The sequence below is a fragment of the Rhizobium sp. BK313 genome (assembly GCF_014193655.1).
In the GTDB taxonomy this organism is placed as follows: domain Bacteria; phylum Pseudomonadota; class Alphaproteobacteria; order Rhizobiales; family Rhizobiaceae; genus Rhizobium.
Genome location: NZ_JACHZQ010000003.1, coordinates 290,514 through 308,774 on the forward strand (window position 1 = coordinate 290,514; position 18,261 = coordinate 308,774).

Genomic DNA, 18,261 nt, shown 5'->3' on the forward strand with positions numbered 1-18,261 from the left:
ATTTGTGTCATGTAATAAAAACAAACTGGTGTCAAACACTCTAGTTTGGAATGATTTTAAGGGAGGAAATTATCTGCTCCGGCATCGGCGATGGAATGGATTTGCTTGAAAAAGCGGCAGATGCAGGTCAGAAAACAGGCAGATTGATTTCAGTTGAGTTGCCAAGATCTTCCATGCATCGCCATTTCAAGCACTTCATTCATCGCCATGAACCGAAAGGCCATTGGCACGGACATCTGAAGTCCGGCGCCGGCGCCGTCACTGGTATGGTTGCTGTCGGCGCTTTGACGATCGTAACCGGATTTCCGCTGCTGATCGCACCCTTCGGCGCGACGGCTGTGCTGATTTTCGGCCAGCCCAAAAGTCCTCTGGCGCAGCCGGCCAACGTGCTCGGCGGGTATCTGCTGGCAGCGCTGGTCGGCAGCCTCGCCATGGCGCTGTTTCCAGGCCTCTGGTGGGCGGCGGCCATTGCCGTTGGCCTCGCCATCGCCGGCATGTTGATGCTGAGGGTGACGCATCCGCCGGCCGGCGCCGTGCCGTTGGTGGCCCTCGGCTCGCATCTATGGGCTTTGACACTGTTTACCGTGGTCGGTCTCGGCGGCCTGCTGCTGATCGCCATCGCCGTGCTGCATCATCTCATTCCGCCGAAGCAGCAATACCCGCTGCGGGCGGAGTGAACCTTTCTTACCGCTTCCGCTGCAGCCGACAGAAGAAGAATCCGTCGGTATCGGTCGAGGCCGGCGTCAGCGTGATGGTCTTGCCGTCGGATGAGCGCGGCTTCGGCGCATCGCTGCCGAACAACTTCTCCCAGGAGCTCAGCGCCTCGACCACTTCGAAGTCCGGATTGTTGGCCGCGAAGCGGCTGACCTGCGTTTCATTCTCTTCCGGCAAAACCGAGCAGGTGACATAGAGCAGCATGCCGCCTGGGCGCACGAATTCGCCGGCCTGGGCCAGCGCTTCCTGCTGCTGGCTGGTGCGCTCGTCGAGGTTCTTCTGCGTCAGTCGCCATTTTGTATCGGGACGGCGGCGCCAGGTGCCGGTGCCGGTGCAGGGGGCGTCCACCAGCACCTTGTCGAATTTGCCCCGCAGCGGGAGCAGGCCGTTTCTTTCGTCATGAACCTGGACGTTGCGCGTACCGGCGCGCTTCAGTCGCTCGATGATCGGTGCCAGCCGCCGGCGATCGGAATCATAGGCGTGGACCTGGCCCTTATTGTGCATTGCCGCCGACATGGCGAGTGTCTTGCCGCCGCCGCCGGCGCAATAATCGAGCACTTGGTCGCCTTCTTCGGGCAGAACGAGATCGGCAACGATCTGAGACCCCTCGTCCTGCACCTCGAACCAGCCTTTTTGGAAGGAGAGTTCGGCGGTGACATTTGGCAGGCGCGATGCACCTTCGCCGGCAGGAATGCGGATGCCGTAGCGGGCGATTTTCGAGACATGCGCTCCGGCACGTTCCAGAGCCTTCACCGCCTTGTCGCGGCTGGCCTTTAGCGCATTGGCGCGCAGATCGAGCGTCGGCCGTTCGGCCAATGCCTGCGCCTCAGCAAGCCAACCGTCACCGAATGCCTGCTGAAAGGAATGCTCGACCCATTCCGGAATATCGCCCTGAACATGGCGGGGCGCATCCTCGATCTTGCGGGCGGCAAAAGCGGCCAGCACGTCGGTGCTTGGCGGCTCGGGCGCGAATTTATCGCCGTCAAGTTCGGCGGCCAGTGCCTCCGGCGTCAGGCTCCATTGGCGAAAGAGTACGGCATGGGCGAGGGCGGAGGGACTGTCGTCATCCATCAACCAGGCGTGCGATAGCCGCATGCGCAGGGCATCGTAGACGATATTGCCGATTGCGGCGCGGTCGCCGGAGCCGGCGAAGCGATGGGCCAGTCCCCAATCCTTTAGGGCGTCGGCCACCGGTCGCTTGCGCGTTTCGATATCGGCAAGAACTTCGATGGCCCCCTGCAGCCGGCCGCCCAAACGCATTCACTATTCTCCTGCTTGCGCATGACCCCGAAATCACCGTGGATTTTCAGAAAGGCTCATGCGCCCACCAAAGTGTCACTGACACCTCATCAATCCGCACGAAATAAGCACGTGGCGGCAGATTATTGAGACGTCTCAACCGCGTGGTAGCCGCGATTGACGGAGAGAGCAAGCGTCACGCCCAAACGCCGGGATCGTTCCCGACGAATCCGCCGGTCACTTCGAGGCGACGATATCGTAACAAACCTTCGCCGTGCCGGACGAAACCATACCGATATCCTGCGCTGCAGCACGGGAGAGATCCAGTACGCGCCCTCGAATGAAAGGTCCTCGATCGTTGATACGAACGACGACGCTGCGACCGTTGTGACTGTTGGTCACCTTCAGGCGCGTGCCGAAAGCAAGTGAGCGGTGGGCGGCAGTAAAATTGGCGGAACTCATACGTTCCCCGGAAGCAGTCTTGGAGCTTCCCCCGTACCATGATGCGCCCCCGCATCCCCTTGCTGCAAATGCATCCGTGGAAAGGATAGCAAAAGAGGCGGATATAGTTGCGATGATCGCAATAGAACGATTGATTTTCTTCAAACCGATTTTCCCTCAAGCAATTGAACTTGCGCCTGGTGAGCGGCGAGGGCTTAAATCGGGCGAAAAATGGCAAAAAAGTGCCTTCTAATATCACGGAATGTTACAGCCTGTAACATATGTGATTTATGACGATTAATATTACCAATAGCCAAAATTAAGGAAAAATGGAAAAAACCTAATGAAATCAGTTAAAAACTGAACGAATTTTCCCAACTTCCTACTGCAATGCAAAAGATCACGAATTTTGAAAAAATAATTTTCCGAGTTCGCCTTATTTGCTGCCGCATTTGTGCAATTTCAGAGACCATTAACCATAAATGTGGAGCAAATTGAACTAGTCAATATGGATTAGTAGGAATTTTCGTGCGATTCCGTGGGTTGATCCCGCGATCGCTTAGCCGCGCCAGCGCCCCGAAGACCAGAGCTCGGCGAGAGACATGCGGTAGTCCGGATAGCGGAATGGGAAGCCGAGGGCGCGCAGTTTTGCGTTCGAAACACGCTTGTTCTCACCATAGAACGAACGCGCCATCGGCGTCAGTTCGGCTGTTTCGAAAGGTTGTTCCGGCGGCGGCTCGATGCCCATCAGACGGGCAGCTTCGACGATGACATCCTGCGGCGGACCGGGTTCGTTATCGGTGACATTATACATGCCGCCCAGTTTACGATCGGAGAGGAACTTGGCACAGGCGCCGATATCCTCGACGCGGATGCGGTTGAACACCTGGTTCGGCTTGATCAGCCGCCGCGCCGTGCCTTTTTCCAAATTGCAGAAGGCGTTGCGGCCGGGACCGTAGATGCCGGCAAGTCTGAGCACGGCAACCGGAATGCCGAGCCTGATACCGACGCGATGCCAGCCGTCCTCCGCTTCGACCCGTTCGACCGAGCGGTCGGAAACCGGGTGCAGCGGTGTTTCCTCGCTGACCCATGCGCCTTTCTGGTCACCGTAGACACCGACGGTAGAAAGGTAGCAAACCCACTCGAGCTTCGGCATAAGCGCGCGGATATTTAGATGTGCCAGCCGCAGCAGCGGATCACCCGATTTGCCGGGCGCGATCGATTGGATGAGATGGGTAGCGGATTTCATCGCCTCGCTCAGTGCAGGATCGAGCGTCTCGCCGTCGAAAACGAAAGCTTCGATGCCCTCCTTGGCGAGGAGGTCGGTCTTGTCGGCCGAACGGGTCGTGCCGGTGATCCGAATGCCAGGCCCGGCGAACGCCTTGGCGATGGCCGTTCCCGAATAGCCGCAGCCGAAAATCATCACATGCATCATGCAACTCCCGCCATTGTCCATTCCGCGCGGACATCCGCGTCCGGCTCGTCACCTCTTTCTGCCGCAAAAGTGCGGAACTCGCCAGCCGTCATCAACCGCGACAGTGCCCAGACGGCCATGCCGCGCACCACAGGCGAGGGATCGGCCGCCAGAACGCGGCAGGTCGCGATCAACGCACGTTCTCCGGAATTGCCGGCAGCGATCAGCACATTGCGAATGAAGCGATCGCGGCCGATGCGCTTCACCGGCGAGCCGCTGAAGAAGCTGCGAAAGGCGGTATCGTCGAGACCAAGCAGAAAAGCGATCGACGGCTCCTTCAGGTCGTTGCGGGCAACCAACTTCATCTCGGACGCGGTGCTGGCGAATTTGTTCCAGGGACAGACGGCGAGACAGTCGTCGCAGCCATAGATGCGATTGCCGATCAGCGGCCTGAGCGCCGGGTCGATCGCTCCCTTGTGCTCTATGGTGAGATAGGAGATGCAGCGGCGCGCATCGAGCTGATAGGGCGCCGGGAAAGCTGCCGTCGGGCAGACGTCGAGACAGGCGCGGCAGGACCCACAGTGATCGATCTCCGCCTGATCCGGCTCGAGATCGGCTGTCGTGAACATCGAGCCGAGAAACAGCCATGAGCCGTGTGTGCGGCTGACGAGATTGGTGTGCTTGCCCTGCCAGCCGAGCCCTGCCGCGGCCGCCAGCGGCTTTTCCATGACCGGCGCGGTGTCAACGAAGACCTTGACGTCTTCTTGCGAGCGCGCCGCAAAGCGGGTGGCGATCTCTTTCAGCCGGCCCTTGATGACGTCATGATAGTCGCGATTGCGGGCATAGACGGAGATGGCCGCTTTGTCGGGCATTTCCAGAATGCCTCGCGGGTCTTGCTCGGGGCCGTAATTCAGACCGAAGACAGCGATGGAACGGACATCGCCCCAGAGCATGTGTGGGTTACCGCGGCGTTCGCGGGTCTCCTCCATCCACGCCATGGTGCCGTGATAGCCTTGCTCTAGGAACTGGTCGAGCCTGACACCGGCCTCGGGAATCGCATCCGGCAGGGTGATGCGGCAGAGATCGAACCCTTGCGCCCGCGCTTCGTCGCGAAGAAAAGCGGTCAGTGTATGCCGTCGCTTGCTTTCTTTTTCTGCTGCACGGTCTTCGGGCATATCCAGCCCTCGTCAGAAGTCCAGATCGGCGTAGTGGGATACCGGCGTGACAGCACGCACGCGCTCCGCCAGGATCGGGCGGAAGGATGGGCGCGATTTCATCCGCTGATACCATTCTTTGACAACGGGCGATTCCATCCAGTCGATCTCGCCGAGATAGTCGAGAACGGAAATGGAGGCGGCCGCCGCGAGATCCGCGTAGCTCAGCCGGTCGCCGGCGAGCCATTGGCGGGAACCCGCAAGCCAGGAGAGATATTTCATGTGCTGGCGGATATTGCCGCGCGCCATGCGCATCAGCTTGGAATCGGGAGCGCCGCCACCCTGGTCGGCGGTCATCTGCAGCTTATATACCCGTTCGCGCACCAAAGGCCGCGTCACGTCCTGTTCCATCTTCTGCATGAACCATTCCGTCAGACGGCGGATCTCGGCGCGCTGGAACGGGTCTTCGGCCAGAAGCCGGCGGTCTCGCTTCAGAACGCCATGGGTCTCGTCGAGATATTCGGAAATGACGGTGGCGCCGCAGAGCGCCCGCATGCTGTCATCGACATAGACGGGCAGGGTGCCGGCGGGGTTGAGCGCCAGAAAGTCGCGTCGCTTTTCCCATGTCTGTTCCTCGATCAGCTCCGTCTGATAGCCGTATTCGGTCAGGATCAGACGGACGAACCGTGACGGAGATGACATGGAGTGATGATACAGCGTCGGCATTGATACTCAGGCTTTTGCGATTGATGCTTATAGAAGTCTCGGGTCCACCTTTTTGCGGCCCTAGTCATACGTCATCGGTTGAAGCTATAGGAGTTTGGCCTAGCTAATACAAGCGAATCGGGCCGCCCCGCCGTCTGACAAAGGACACAATATGGCTGAACAAATTATTATCGCTCTCGTTTTAGGCCTTGTGGAAGGCCTGACGGAGTTCATTCCCGTGTCTTCCACGGGTCATTTGATATTAATCGGACATTTCCTCGGCTTCCAATCCGCTGCTACTTTCGACGTTTTGATCCAGCTCGGTGCGATCCTCGCCATCTTACTCGTCTATTTCAATCGTCTCGTTCAAATCGCCAAAGCGCTGCCGGTCAGCGTCAAGGCACGGCATTTCGTGCTCGCCGTTCTCTTCGGTTTTCTGCCAGCTGCGGTTATCGGTGCGATCGCACATGATTTCATCACGCGTGTGCTGTTCAATTCGCCGATCGTCATCTGCGTCTCGCTGATCCTCGGCGGTATCGTCCTGCTCGTCATCGACAAGATCGAGTTCAAGCCCAAATATACCAGTGCCTACGAATTTTCCTGGCCGATGGCGATCAAGATCGGCTTCTTCCAGTGTTTGGCAATGATCCCCGGCACTTCCCGTTCCGGCTCGACCATCGTCGGTGCCTTGTTGCTCGGCGCCGACAAGCGTTCGGCAGCCGAATTTTCCTTCTTCCTCGCCATGCCGACCATGGCCGGCGCCTTCGCGCTGGATTTGTGGAAAAACCGTCACGATCTCAGCATGGACCAGGGCCTGCTGATTGTCATCGGCTTCATCACCGCTTTCATATCGGCGCTGTTCGTGGTCCGCGCGTTGCTCGACTTCGTCTCGCGCCGTGGCTACGCCCCCTTCGCTTGGTGGCGCATCATCATCGGCATTCTCGGCCTGATCGGGCTTTACACGATCGGCTGAGGCGGATGCTCCTGAGCAATTCCAGGAAAAGTGCGAAGCGGTTTTCCGTCCGGAATGCGCAAAGCGAAGGATAGAGCGGGAAAGCGATTCCGTGAAACGCTGAACCGCTCTAGCATCGCAATTTTGGGAAAAAGGAAGGCCGGTGAAAACCGGCCTTTTTCATGCTCGATCAATTCGAGGACGAAGGATCGATGGAACCTGTCGTGCAGGGGTCGACGCCATAGGTCGGCGTGCATTCGCCCTTGACCGAGGCGATGCTGCCGCGGGCCACGAAAGAGCCAGCGAGAATCACCAGTGCCGCGCACGCAAACAAAAGCGCGATAGACTTGCCCATCGAAAAATGCCTTTCCGCAGAAGTGAAGCGCGTCGCAAATTGATCTTTTGCCGGACCCGGCGACGCGCGGTTGTGTTAGTCAGTGAAGTGACTAATAGCAATAAATGTTCATGTTAAATTTGACGTTAATGCTAGTATTTTCAGAGTGCGTCTTTTCGGCAACGCTAAGCTGTGCACCGGGATGGTGAAGGCACCTCCTTGAGGGTCGGAAGCATGGCCCGAAACACAAAAGCGCCGCCTGGGCGGAACCAGGCGGCGCTTTAATTTTCCGAATCGGAGAAGGGTCAGGCGGCCTTGCCGGAGCCAGTAAACTGGCCCTGCGGGCGATAGCGTACCAAATAGGACGGCAGCACGGAGATGAGCAGGGTCGGCAGCAGGCCGATGCCCTTCAGCGTCCGGCCTTCCGCCTCAGCTTCCTTGGAGACGACGTTATCACTCTTCAGCAGGCGAACCTGGTCGGGCGTGATCGGCGGAGTGATGAGCGGCAAAGCCGAAGCGACGCCGCCGATGAAGGAAGCAAGGCCGAACGGCAGCGAAACCAGCGACTTCTTCCGGTTGATAACGGTGAGCGTCGTCTCGAGACATTCGCGGAAAGAAAGCACTTCCGGACCGCCGAGCTCATAGATCGTGCCGGCTTTCAGCTTGCCATCGACGCCGCGGGCGACTGCTTCGGCGACATCCTCGACATAAACCGGCTGGAACTTCGTCTTGCCGCCGCCGATCAGCGGCAGGAAGGGTGCGCTGCGTGACATATCGGCGAATTTGTTGAAGAAGCCGTCTTCCGGGCCGAAAACGATCGAAGGGCGCAGGATCACCGCATCCGGTTTGATCGACAGAATTGCGGCTTCGGCGCGGGCCTTGGTGCGGGCATAGGCCGAAGGAGAATGGGCGTTGGCGCCGATGGCGGAAATGTGGGTCAGCGAAGCGCCGACGCCGCGTGCGGCTTCGGCCACGGCTTTGGCGCCAAATTCCTGCACGGCATCGAATGTGTTGCGGCCGCTTTCGGCCAGAATGCCGACGCAATTGACCACGTGCTGCGCGCCTTCGACGGCGCGGTCGATGGAGTTGCGGTAGCGCAGGTTCGCCTGGACGATCGAAATTTGGCCGAGATTGCCCTGCGGCTGCAGATAGCCGGCAAGATCGGGGCGGCGCACGGCGACGCGGATGCGGTAGCCGCGCTTGGCTAGTGCGCGGACGACATGCCGCCCAATGAAGCCCGATCCTCCGAACACGGTGACGAGCGGCGGAAGGTTGGACAGGGTCATGGCAGGCTCCTCGAAAGGCTTAGATAGGGCTGATCTGGTTTCGTCTTAACCGATCCGTGGGCCGAGGTGAAGTGCCATCGCGCCGCATGTTCTGGCTGCTTTTTAAAAGCTTTAGATGCCTTCGACGACCACCATTTCGGCATCAGCCACTTCGTGACGGATTTTAGCAGCAATCTGGTAATCTGGCGAGTTGTAGCAATCGACGGCATGCTGCAGCGACGGGAATTCAATCACGACGTTGCGGCCGCGGGCCTGACCTTCCAGCGGCGTAAAAGCACCGCCGCGGGCAAGGAAATTCGCGCCGTACTTCTCGAAAGCCGGCTTGGCGGCAGCAACATAGTCCTTGTAGCGTTCGGGATCGCGAACATCCACGCGTGCGATCCAGTATCCCTTTGCCATGTCCGGTCTCCCTGTTTCTTGCAATTTAGAGCGCGGCGTCCATCTCCGCCAGGATAGCACGGGCGGCTTCCTTCGGATCGGCTGCTTTGACGATGGGCCGGGCGACGACGAGATGGCTTGATCCGGCTTTGATGGCTTCAGCCGGGGTCATCACGCGCTTCTGGTCGCCCTTGTCGCTGCCGGCCGGGCGAATGCCGGGCGTCACCAGCGCCATGTCAGGGCCAATGATCTTGCGCACGGCCGCGGATTCTTCGGCCGAGCATACGATGCCGCCCATGCCGGCAAGAAGCGCCTGTTCAGCGCGGCGCAACACCAGCGTATGCGGGTCGTATTCGTATCCGGCGGCGATCAGGTCCTGTTCGTCCATCGAGGTCAGCACGGTGACGCCGAGCAGGCAAAGATCGGAACCTTTGGCCGCGGCAACGGCCGCCTGCATCGCCTTCGGATAGGCGTGCAGCGTCAGCATCGACATCCCCATCTTGACGATGTTCTCGACGCCGGAAGCGACCGTGTTGTCGATATCGAGCAGCTTCATGTCGAGGAATATCTTCTTGCCGTCGGCGGCGAGATCGCGGGCCAGTTCAAGCCCCCCGGCAAAAACCAGTTGATAGCCGATCTTGTAGTAGAGAATATCGTCGCCGAGCGCCGCGATCACCTTTTCGGCCTCCTGAAGGTTTGGAACATCCAGTCCAACGATCAAGCGGTCGCGTGCGGTCATCTCAAGTCCATCCCTGCCAATCTTCCATAGGCGTCCAGTCGCATGAGAGGGCGCGCTTCGCAAGATCAAAACAGAAAAGATTGCCGCCACCCGGTGGTTGATCGCCCTGCCGCGCGATCGGCTTTCCCTCGAGATGGCATTTCAGCAGTGTCCCAACACCGCCATGGCCGACAAAGGCAACTGGCACTTGCGGTTTATGGCGTGAAAGGACCGCCTCGACGTGGGAGACGATTCGCGCCTGCGCGTCGATAGCGCGCTCCCAGCCTTTGAAGCTCTCGTGCGGGTGGGCAAAGAACCAGTCCGCCGCCTTCTCGAATTCCGGTGGCGCCAGGAAGCCGGTAGCGCTCCGGTCGTTCTCATGCATGGCTTCGATGATCTCGACCGTCGCGCCGCTCGCCGTCGCCAGGATCTCGGCGGTCTCGATCGCCTTACGTTCGCCGCTGGAGACGATCAAGCCAAGGTCGCCCGCCCACGGGCGGGTTGCCGCTATTCGCGCCCGCGCCGCACCGATGTTGGACAGACCCCATTCCGGAACCGGGACAGAGGGATCGATGCGCACCTGCGGGTGGGTGATATAGAGTGCGAACATGATCCAGCTCAACCGCGACGATAGACCCAGAGCTGCGCTGGCGGAATGTTGCGGACAATGAAGTCGAAATGCTGGATATGGTAGCGATCCGGCCGGGCGATGATTGGTGAGACCGGGCCATAGGAAATCTGCACCACAGGGCGGCCGGGCGGCATACGGTCCAGCAGGCTTTCAAGCAGAGCGACGCGCGCCTTCATTGGGAAATTCAGCAGCGGGATGCCGGAGACGACGGAATCGAATGTCTGGCCGCGCAATACCCCAAGCGTCTTGTCGAGATCGAACGCATCACCATTGATGAAATGGACGCCCGGATAGAGGCGAACGAGATGATTGTAGAAGTCGGTGGAATATTCGACGGCGACGAGATTTTCCGGTTCAACACCGCGCGCCAGGATCGCCTTGGTGATCGCGCCTGTTCCAGGACCGAGCTCCAGCACCGGCAGGCCGGAATGGATATTGACGACGCTCGCCATCTTGCGAGCGGTGATCGAGGATGTCGGAACGATCGAACCGACCGTTTTCGGGCCTTGCATCATGCCTTTGAAGAAACGGATTTCTTCATCGAACTTCTTGCCCAGCCGTTCCTTGAGACGCAGCGCCATGCTCTCCCCCACCAGATCTTTACAGTTGCGACTTACATATCGCTTATGTCTTATCTTGCAATGCCGTGACGCAATAACAAGAGAAAATGTCGCAATCTATACAGGCTAAAATAAAAGCGCCCTTCGTTCATAAGAACGCATGAAAGGGCGCTTCGGTTTCGCTAGACGCGCATCGGCATCAGGACGTAGAGAGCGTCGTCGCCGGCCGTGTCGCGGATCAGTGTCGGCGAGCCGGCATCGGCGAGCAGGAAAATCGCCGCATCGCCGGACAACTGCGCCGTGATGTCGAGCAGATATTTGGCGTTGAACCCGATTTCCATCGCCTCCATGTCGTAGCCGACGGCAACCTCTTCCGTAGCACTTCCGGAGTCCGGATTATTGACCGTCAGCAGTAGCTGGCCGTCCGATAGCGCCAGCTTCACGGCACGGCCCCGTTCAGACGAAATGGTCGAGACACGGTCGACGGCCTGGGCGAACGTCTCGCAATCGACCCGCATTTCCTTGTCATTGCTGGTCGGGATGACGCGCTGATAGTCAGGGAAGGTGCCGTCGATCAGCTTCGAGGTCATGACGATCGAACCGATCGTCAGGCGGATCTTCGCATCAGACACTTCGACCGTGACTATGACATCGGGGCTGTCGACCAGCTTCTGCAGCTCGCCGACCGTTTTGCGCGGAATGATGATGCCCGGCATGCCTTCCGAGCCCGAAGGGGCGTCGACATCGGCGCGGGCGAGACGGTGACCATCGGTGGCCACGGCCCTCAGCTTCAGATCACCCTTGCTTTCGATCGTGTGGAAGAAGATGCCGTTCAGATAATAACGCGTCTCTTCGGTGGAGATCGCAAACTGCGTTCGGTCGATCAGCATCTTCAGGTCCGACGCCTTCAGTTTGAAGGAATGGCTGAAGCTGCCGGCGGTCAGGTCCGGGAAATCGGATTCCGGCAGGCATTGAAGGGAGAATTTCGAGCGGCCGGAGGCAACCGTCATCGAACTGCCGTCGGGGTTGGTGGCGAGAAGCACTTCCGAACCGTCCGGCAGCTTACGCACGATGTCGTAGAGCAGATGTGCCGGCACGGTGGTGGCGCCGGCCTTCTCGACATTGGCGGGCGTCGCTTCGGTGATTTCAAGATCGAGGTCGGTCGCCTTCATGTCGAGGTTCGCGCCCTCGGCCTTGAGCAATACGTTGGACAGGATCGGGATCGTGTTGCGACGCTCGACCACGCGATGCACGTGGTTCAGCGATTTCAGGAGGTTCGACCGCTCAATTGTAATACGCATGATGCTACCGCTTTCGACCGTTACTGCCCGGGCGGCCACAGGCGCCCGAAGGATGCTTTTTCGGACAAGGCCCGAGATTGGACGGGCAAAATGACAGAACTCAGCATGCGAATGCAAGAGGCATCGGGATCTGCTGCTCGTCATTTCGATATTTGGCCGACAATGCTCACAGGATTTGCATCGCTCTTGCCGTCGGGCCATACCTCGCCCATAAAGATGATGATTCCCAGGCGAATTCAGGGTCGGTATGAGCGACGAACATACAAGCAGCGGAGCGCGCAGCTTCCGCCTGCATAATACCACAGTTCCCGCCCGGCCGCTGGAGTCGGCGCTTTATCTCGTCGCCACGCCGATTGGCAATCTTGGTGATATCACGCTGCGGGCACTGGAGACGCTGGCCGGCGCCGACGTCCTCGCCTGCGAGGATACGCGTGTCACCCGCGTGCTGCTTGACCGTTACGGCATCCAGAACAGGCCCTTCGCCTATCATGAGCACAATGCCGACGAGGCCGGGCCGCGGCTGCTGCAGGCGCTGGAAGCTGGCCGCTCGGTAGCGCTGGTATCCGATGCCGGCACGCCGCTGGTCTCCGATCCCGGTTACCGGCTGGCGCAGCAGGCGATTGAGGCGGGTTATCGTGTCGTGCCGATCCCCGGCGCCTCGGCCCCGCTCGCCGCGCTGGTCGGCTCCGGCCTGCCCAATGACGCCTTTTTCTTCGCCGGTTTCCTTCCCGCCAAGGACAAGGGCAAACGTGACCGGCTCGCCGAGCTTGCCGCCATTCCCGCGACCTTGATTTTCTTTGAATCACCCCATCGCATCGCCGCGACGCTCGCCGCGGCCGCCGATGTACTTGGCGGCAAGCGCAAGGCGGCTGTCTGCCGCGAACTCACCAAGACCTTCGAGGAATTCCGTCGCGGCTCGCTCACCGAGCTCGCAGTGTTCTATGAGGCCGTCGAACATGTGAAAGGCGAGATCGTGCTGCTCGTCGGTCCGCCGCCGGAAAATGTAGCGGCGGAGGCGGATGTCGAGGCCATTCTTAGCGATCTCGCGGGGACCATGCCGACCGCCAAGGCCGCGGCGGAGGCAGCGCGCTTGACCGGCCTGCCGCGCAAGGACCTTTACCAACGTTTACTCGATATGAAAGAGCGGCATGACTGAGATCGGCGAGAAGCTGAAGCGGCGGAAAGCCTGGCGGCGCGGTCATGTCTCGGAATATGCCGCAGCGCTTTTCCTGTTCTTCAAGGGCTATCGCATTCTCGCCATCCGTCACCGCACCAAGCTCGGCGAAATCGACATCATCGCCCGCAAAGGCGATCTCGCGGTCTTCGTGGAGGTCAAAGCCAGGCGCGGCGAGCCGGAGGCGATCGATGCCATCTCCTTTTCTGCGCAAAAACGCATTCGTGCTGCCAGCGACCTCTGGCTTGCCGGCCAGCCAGACTATGGGCGCTTATCGCAGCGCTACGATATCATCGCCATCCTGCCCGGCCGCTGGCCTCGGCATTTTCCGGATGCTTTTTGAGGTTCATTTCATGGAGGCGTCATAAAACGCGCCTATTGCCGGACGACCGCGCTTACGCCGCTTTCAGACGTCGCGCTTTATCCCCCACCTCGACAGGCCTCATAATGATCCGCAGCACTGTTTCCGCCTTCGCCGTTCCTTCGCACGAGGAACGCAAAAGCTTCATTTCGTTGGAAAAGAACCCCGACATTCATGCCGCGACACTGGCTTCGCTCACCTGCATGAATACGGTGCGTCTCGGCGGCGTGACGGTCGAGTCGGCGCCGCTTGCTTTTCCCTTCACCGTGGCTGCATGGAACTTGGAGCGCTGCCTTTTCCCCATCGAATCCGCCGCCAAGCTGAAGGCGACTCACGCACCGCTGGTGCTGCTTTCGGAGATGGACGAAGGCATGGCGCGCACGCAGCAACAGGACCCAACCGCCATCGTCGCGGGCGAGCTTGGCATGGCCTACGCTTATGGCGTCGAATTCGTCGAACTCAGCCTCGGTTCACAGATCGAACATTCCTTCTGCAAGCAAGATTTCAACGAGAAAGGCTTTCACGGCAATGCACTGATGGCCTCGACCTCTCTGAAGAATGTCTTCCTGTTCCGCCTGCCGGGCGAGGCCGTCTGGTTCAAGGACAGTAATGAGCAGCCGCGCGTCGGCGAGCGCTGCGCGATCGGCGCGATCGTCGAGACCGAAGCCGGTCCTTTCGTCGCCGTTTCCGTGCATCTCGAAAGTGCCGCCAACGGTATTTACCGCGAACGCCAGACGGCGGCGTTGATCGACGCTGTCGAGGCTTTTGCGCCCGGCCTGCCGATCCTGATCGGCGGCGATCTCAACACCGGCAATCACAGCGGCGGCGATTTTGAGACGGATACGCTTTTTGCCATGGCAGCGGCCCGCGGCTTCGAGCGCCATGGCGGTCCGCTCGATCAGATGAGCACGCGCCCCAGCCTTATTACCCGCTTTCCGGAGCGCGCCATGAAGCTCGACTGGTTCTTGAGCCGTGGCCTGAAGATCGGCGAAAGCCGTCTGATCTCCTCGCTCAACGATGAAGGCAAGCCGCTCTCCGATCATGACATGGTCGTCTGCACCATCGAGGGTTTTGCGCCCTGAGTCTTGCAATCATTAAAATGCGCGGTTTTTCCTGAACCTTGCCGTTACCCCTTTCGTGTCATCAATGTGCCAGCATAGATGGCATCGGGGGATTGCTATGGTCTGGAAGTTGATGTTTGCAAGCGTGACAGCCTTTGCCGCGCGTGCCGTGCCGGTTGCGGTGGCGTCGTCGCCGGCAAAGAATTTCGTGGCGGGTGCTGCCGGCGATATGGAATTGAAGCCGTCGCCGATCGAGCCCACCTGGATCATTGCCGGCGCGCCCATCGCCCGCTTGGCCGAGCATTCGCGCGGGCAGGACGATGCTGCGCTGACGGCGGTGTGGGATTGCACGGCGGGTGAGTTCCGTTGGCATTTCGGCTGGGATGAAACCGTGATGATCCTCGAAGGCGAGGTGCATATCACCACGGAGGACGGCGTCGAACGTGTGCTCGGCGCCGGCGACGTCGCCTATTTTGCCGGCGGCACATGGGCCACATGGCGCATCGATCGCTATGTGAGGAAGGTTGCCTTCTGCCGCAAGCCGTTCCCGAAGCCCTTGACCATGGTCTATCGCCTGCGTGACTTCGTAAGACAGGGCGGTGCACAGGGCATTGCTGCCTGACCGCGCAGACTGACGCCTTCGTGAAGCGCTTGAATAGCCGTTGCGTTTGAAAGCCGGGCGACCTAAATCTGTCCGCGAATTCGAGCGAGGGCAAACTATGGCTGGTATCAAGAATGTTGCGGTCCAGATGGACCATGTGAAGAGCATCAACATCGGGGGCGACTCGACCTTCGCAATGAGCCTCGAAGCCCAGAACCGTGGCTATAAGCTCTTTCACTACACACCCGAGCGTCTGAGCATGCGCGACGGCAAGATCTACGCTTCGGTCGAGCCGATGATCCTGCGCGACGTCAAGGGCGATCACTTCGAACTCGGCGAACCCGAACGCGTCGATCTCTCGACCATGGACGTGGTGCTGCTGCGCCAGGACCCGCCCTTCGACATGGCCTACATCACCTCGACGCACCTGCTCGAGCGCATTCATCCGAAGACGCTGGTCGTCAACGACCCGGCCTGGGTGCGCAATTCGCCGGAAAAGATCTTCGTCACCGAATTCGCCGACCTGATGCCGAAGACGCTGATCACGCGCGATGCCGGCGAAATCCGTCGTTTCCGCGAGGAGATGGGCGACATCATCCTGAAGCCGCTTTACGGCAATGGCGGCGCCGGCGTGTTCCATTCGACCCGGGACGACCGCAATCTCTCTTCCTTGCTCGAAATGTTCGGCCAGCTCTTCCGCGAGCCCTTCATCGCTCAGCAATACCTGCCAGACGTGCGCAAGGGCGACAAGCGCATCATCCTCGTCGACGGCGAGGCTGTTGGTGCCATCAACCGTGTACCGGCCGAGCATGATAGCCGCTCCAACATGCATGTCGGCGGCCGCGCCGAGGCGACCGAACTGACGCCGCGCGAAAAGGAAATCTGCGCGCGCATCGGCCCGGCATTGAAGGCCCGCGGCTTCCTGCTCGTCGGTATTGACGTCATCGGCGACTATATGACCGAGATCAATGTCACGTCACCGACCGGCCTGCGGGAGGTCAAGCGCTTCGGCGGCGCCGATATCGCCAGCCTGCTGTGGGATGCGATCGAATCCAAGCGTGCCTGAAGCGGCCGTTAGAGAGGACGCGCCATTGCCACCCGTCCTCTCGCCTTAGGCGCGAAATTATATCGGAATGCCCTCCCTGTGGCAGGTGAGGAACACGGCTGACTGGCTGCTAGAGCTTTCGTTCGCGATGACGATGGGTACAAAACCGAAAAGCGGCGGCACATTGACCATCATCCCGACGTAAGGCCGCTTGTCCATGACGCCGCTGAGCCCGCCGAGGGAACTGATGGTGCCGCAGACGCTGACGTTGCCCTTGCTATTCTTGGACGCCAGCATCGGTCCAAAGATCAGCACGCCCTCATAGGGAAGCTGTTGGCGCAAACCCTTTTCCACTGCGGCGGTTTCCTTGGCGCTCAGCTGATAAGGCACGCCTTTTTCCAGATTGTCCCCGCCGTCGATGGACTGGCAGCCGACCAGAACAGCGCCAAGCAGAAGGGATAGCGATACCACAAGTCTCATATTTGCCTCCGATTGCGGAAATCGTCCCTTCGTTCTTTTATTGTTCTTGTTTCATTCCATATTTTCTGCCACATTGCAACCCATAGTCTGTTATGAAGAATTGATAGCGTTAAACGAGTTAAAAGAGGGCGGGTATGGTAGCGCGCGTCAGCACGGTGGCGTTTCAGGGTATTGAGGGCGTTCCCGTCGAGGTGCAGGTGATGATCTCGCCCGGCAAGGTGCTGATGCATATCGTCGGCCTGCCGGATAAGGCCGTGGCCGAAAGCCGCGAACGGGTGCAGGCAGCTCTTCACGCCTCCGGCCTGTCACTGCCGCCGAAGAAGGTCACGGTTAATCTCGCGCCGGCCGATTTACCCAAGGAGGGCAGCCATTTCGATCTTCCAATCGCGCTCGGGCTGATGGCGGCGCTGGGCGCCATTCCGGCAGATGCGCTCTCGGCTTATACCGTCATCGGCGAGCTCAATCTCGATGGCACGATCGCACCCGTCGCCGGTGCGCTGCCGGCCGCGATTGCCGCCAACGCAATCGGCAAGGGCCTGATATGCCCGGCCGAAAGTGGCCCTGAGGCCGCCTGGGCCGGTGCCGAGATCGATATCCTTGCCCCTCGTAGCCTGATCGCTCTCGCCAATCACTTCCGCGGCGCCCAGGTCCTGTCGCGCCCTGAACCATCGATCCGTGCCAGTGCCGCCAACTTCCCCGATCTCGCCGATATCAAGGGGCAGGAGAGCGCCAAACGGGCGCTGGAAGTGGCGGCGGCTGGCGGGCATAATCTGCTTTTCGTCGGCCCTCCAGGTTCCGGCAAGTCGATGCTGGCGTCGCGCCTGCCGTCCATTCTGCCGCCATTGTCGACGACGGAGCTGCTGGAAGTGTCGATGATCCATTCTGTTGCAGGCCAGCTCTCGGGCGGAAAGCTCTCCGACCGCCGGCCCTACCGCACGCCGCATCATTCCGCCACCATGGCGGCGCTGGTCGGCGGCGGCTTGCGCGCCAGACCCGGTGAGGCATCGCTTGCCCATCATGGCGTGTTGTTTCTCGACGAGCTTCCTGAGTTTTCGCCGCAGGCGCTGGACGCGCTGCGCCAGCCGCTGGAGTCGGGCGAATGCGTCATCGCCAGGGCCAATCATCGCGTTTCCTATCCCGCCAGCATCCAGTTGGTCGCGGCGATGAATCCCTGCCGTTGCGGCATGGCAGGCGAGCCGGGTCACACCTGCGCCCGCGGTCCGCGTTGCGTCGCGGATTATCAGGGCCGCATATCCGGACCGTTGCTGGACCGTATCGATATCCGCCTCGACGTGCCCGCGGTCTCCGCCGCCGACCTCATCCGGCCGACGACCGCCGAAAAGAGCGCCGATGTCGCCCTTCGAGTCGCCCGCGCCCGCGAGCGACAGCGCGAACGCTTCGAAGCTGCAGGCATGAAGGGGACTTCCACCAACGCCCGCTGTTCGACATCGATGATCGAGACCATCGCCGAGCCGGACGCCGCCGGCCTGCAATTGTTGCGCGATGCCGCGGAAAAGATGAAGTTTTCCGCCCGAGGCTATCATCGCGTCCTGAAAGTGGCCCGCACGCACGCCGATCTCGACGACAAGCAGACGGTTGGACGCATCCATCTCGCGGAAGCCATTTCCTACCGCATCGCCGGCGAGAGGCTTACGGCGCCGGCGTGAGTGTCGACGACTGAAAAAACAAAGGGCGCGGTTGCGCCCTTCTCA

22 protein-coding genes are annotated in these 18,261 nt (G+C 60.2%); 9 read left to right on the forward strand and 13 right to left on the reverse strand.

The window, feature by feature from the left end:
* The first annotated feature begins 173 nt into the window (after positions 1–173).
* Positions 174–677 (forward strand): HPP family protein, encoded by a 504-nt coding sequence (locus FHT86_RS17800; RefSeq protein WP_133708154.1) that lies wholly within the window; start codon positions 174–176, stop codon positions 675–677.
* 7 nt (positions 678–684) lie between these two features.
* On the opposite strand, the gene FHT86_RS17805 is transcribed toward FHT86_RS17800, so the two are convergent.
* A complete protein-coding gene (locus FHT86_RS17805) occupies positions 685–1,974 on the reverse strand; it encodes an RsmB/NOP family class I SAM-dependent RNA methyltransferase (RefSeq protein WP_133708155.1) in 1,290 nt (429 codons plus the stop codon).
* Positions 1,975–2,190: 216 nt separating this feature from the next.
* Positions 2,191–2,538 (reverse strand): septal ring lytic transglycosylase RlpA family protein, encoded by a 348-nt coding sequence (locus FHT86_RS17810; RefSeq protein ID WP_312862414.1) that lies wholly within the window; start codon positions 2,536–2,538, stop codon positions 2,191–2,193.
* Between FHT86_RS17810 and FHT86_RS38665 the strand changes: the two genes are divergently transcribed.
* Positions 2,435–2,647 (forward strand): hypothetical protein, encoded by a 213-nt coding sequence (locus FHT86_RS38665; protein WP_312862415.1) that lies wholly within the window; start codon positions 2,435–2,437, stop codon positions 2,645–2,647. The two genes, FHT86_RS17810 and FHT86_RS38665, sit on opposite strands and share 104 nt — an antisense overlap.
* A gap of 306 nt (positions 2,648–2,953) precedes the next feature.
* Here FHT86_RS38665 and FHT86_RS17815 read toward each other — a convergent pair whose 3' ends face one another.
* Genes FHT86_RS17815 through FHT86_RS17825 form a run of 3 tightly spaced genes read right to left on the reverse strand, consistent with a single transcriptional unit; the run spans position 2,954 to position 5,688 of the window.
* A complete protein-coding gene (locus FHT86_RS17815; protein ID WP_133708157.1) occupies positions 2,954–3,826 on the reverse strand; it encodes an SDR family oxidoreductase in 873 nt (290 codons plus the stop codon).
* Positions 3,826–4,983 (reverse strand): tRNA epoxyqueuosine(34) reductase QueG, encoded by a 1,158-nt coding sequence (gene queG, locus FHT86_RS17820; protein ID WP_133708158.1) that lies wholly within the window; start codon positions 4,981–4,983, stop codon positions 3,826–3,828. Before queG ends, FHT86_RS17815 begins: the two co-directional genes overlap by 1 nt.
* A 12-nt stretch (positions 4,984–4,995) precedes the next feature.
* Positions 4,996–5,688: a glutathione S-transferase family protein gene (locus FHT86_RS17825; RefSeq protein WP_133708159.1), complete on the reverse strand. Its 693-nt coding sequence runs from the start codon at positions 5,686–5,688 to the stop codon at positions 4,996–4,998.
* Between the two features lie 151 nt (positions 5,689–5,839).
* Between FHT86_RS17825 and FHT86_RS17830 the strand changes: the two genes are divergently transcribed.
* Positions 5,840–6,640 carry an undecaprenyl-diphosphate phosphatase gene (locus tag FHT86_RS17830; protein WP_133708160.1) on the forward strand — a complete coding sequence of 267 codons (801 nt, stop codon included), beginning with the start codon at positions 5,840–5,842 and terminating at the stop codon, positions 6,638–6,640.
* Positions 6,641–6,809: 169 nt separating this feature from the next.
* Here FHT86_RS17830 and FHT86_RS17835 read toward each other — a convergent pair whose 3' ends face one another.
* The 7 genes from FHT86_RS17835 to dnaN all read right to left on the reverse strand — a co-directional run bounded on the left by FHT86_RS17835 (position 6,810) and on the right by dnaN (position 11,827).
* Positions 6,810–6,974 carry a hypothetical protein gene (locus FHT86_RS17835; RefSeq protein ID WP_166656853.1) on the reverse strand — a complete coding sequence of 55 codons (165 nt, stop codon included), beginning with the start codon at positions 6,972–6,974 and terminating at the stop codon, positions 6,810–6,812.
* A 284-nt stretch (positions 6,975–7,258) separates the two neighbouring features.
* Positions 7,259–8,239 (reverse strand): complex I NDUFA9 subunit family protein, encoded by a 981-nt coding sequence (locus FHT86_RS17840; RefSeq protein ID WP_133708161.1) that lies wholly within the window; start codon positions 8,237–8,239, stop codon positions 7,259–7,261.
* Between the two features lie 111 nt (positions 8,240–8,350).
* A complete protein-coding gene (locus FHT86_RS17845) occupies positions 8,351–8,638 on the reverse strand; it encodes a DUF1330 domain-containing protein (protein ID WP_133708162.1) in 288 nt (95 codons plus the stop codon).
* 25 nt (positions 8,639–8,663) lie between these two features.
* Positions 8,664–9,356 (reverse strand): orotidine-5'-phosphate decarboxylase, encoded by a 693-nt coding sequence (pyrF, locus tag FHT86_RS17850; RefSeq protein ID WP_133708163.1) that lies wholly within the window; start codon positions 9,354–9,356, stop codon positions 8,664–8,666.
* A 1-nt stretch (position 9,357) separates the two neighbouring features.
* On the reverse strand, positions 9,358–9,945 hold the full coding sequence (locus FHT86_RS17855) for a histidine phosphatase family protein (protein ID WP_133708164.1): 588 nt from the start codon (positions 9,943–9,945) through the stop codon (positions 9,358–9,360).
* Positions 9,946–9,953: 8 nt separating this feature from the next.
* A complete protein-coding gene (pmtA, locus tag FHT86_RS17860; protein WP_133708165.1) occupies positions 9,954–10,547 on the reverse strand; it encodes a phospholipid N-methyltransferase PmtA in 594 nt (197 codons plus the stop codon).
* Positions 10,548–10,708: 161 nt separating this feature from the next.
* Positions 10,709–11,827, reverse strand: a complete 1,119-nt coding sequence (dnaN, locus tag FHT86_RS17865; protein WP_133708166.1) for a DNA polymerase III subunit beta — start codon at positions 11,825–11,827, stop codon at positions 10,709–10,711.
* Positions 11,828–12,074: 247 nt separating this feature from the next.
* Between dnaN and rsmI the strand changes: the two genes are divergently transcribed.
* The 5 genes from rsmI to gshB all read left to right on the forward strand — a co-directional run bounded on the left by rsmI (position 12,075) and on the right by gshB (position 16,090).
* Positions 12,075–12,983: a 16S rRNA (cytidine(1402)-2'-O)-methyltransferase gene (rsmI, locus tag FHT86_RS17870; RefSeq protein ID WP_133708167.1), complete on the forward strand. Its 909-nt coding sequence runs from the start codon at positions 12,075–12,077 to the stop codon at positions 12,981–12,983.
* Positions 12,976–13,344, forward strand: a complete 369-nt coding sequence (locus tag FHT86_RS17875; RefSeq protein WP_133708168.1) for a YraN family protein — start codon at positions 12,976–12,978, stop codon at positions 13,342–13,344. The genes rsmI and FHT86_RS17875 overlap by 8 nt, the downstream gene beginning before the upstream one ends.
* A gap of 104 nt (positions 13,345–13,448) precedes the next feature.
* The gene (locus FHT86_RS17880; RefSeq protein WP_133708169.1) at positions 13,449–14,444 is read left to right on the forward strand and encodes an endonuclease; all 996 of its coding nucleotides are present in this window, start codon (positions 13,449–13,451) and stop codon (positions 14,442–14,444) included.
* Between the two features lie 97 nt (positions 14,445–14,541).
* Complete coding sequence (locus FHT86_RS17885) at positions 14,542–15,045, forward strand: cupin domain-containing protein (RefSeq protein WP_133708170.1); 504 nt, start codon at positions 14,542–14,544, stop codon at positions 15,043–15,045.
* A gap of 97 nt (positions 15,046–15,142) precedes the next feature.
* A complete protein-coding gene (gshB, locus tag FHT86_RS17890; RefSeq protein ID WP_133708171.1) occupies positions 15,143–16,090 on the forward strand; it encodes a glutathione synthase in 948 nt (315 codons plus the stop codon).
* A 57-nt stretch (positions 16,091–16,147) separates the two neighbouring features.
* Here the strand turns inward: gshB and FHT86_RS17895 are convergent, their stop codons facing one another.
* A complete protein-coding gene (locus FHT86_RS17895; RefSeq protein ID WP_133708172.1) occupies positions 16,148–16,549 on the reverse strand; it encodes a hypothetical protein in 402 nt (133 codons plus the stop codon).
* A 134-nt stretch (positions 16,550–16,683) separates the two neighbouring features.
* On the opposite strand from FHT86_RS17895, the gene FHT86_RS17900 reads away from it, so the two are divergent.
* Entirely contained in the window at positions 16,684–18,216 is a 1,533-nt protein-coding gene (locus FHT86_RS17900; protein WP_133708173.1) for a YifB family Mg chelatase-like AAA ATPase, read from the forward strand.
* The last annotated feature ends 45 nt before the right edge of the window (positions 18,217–18,261 follow it).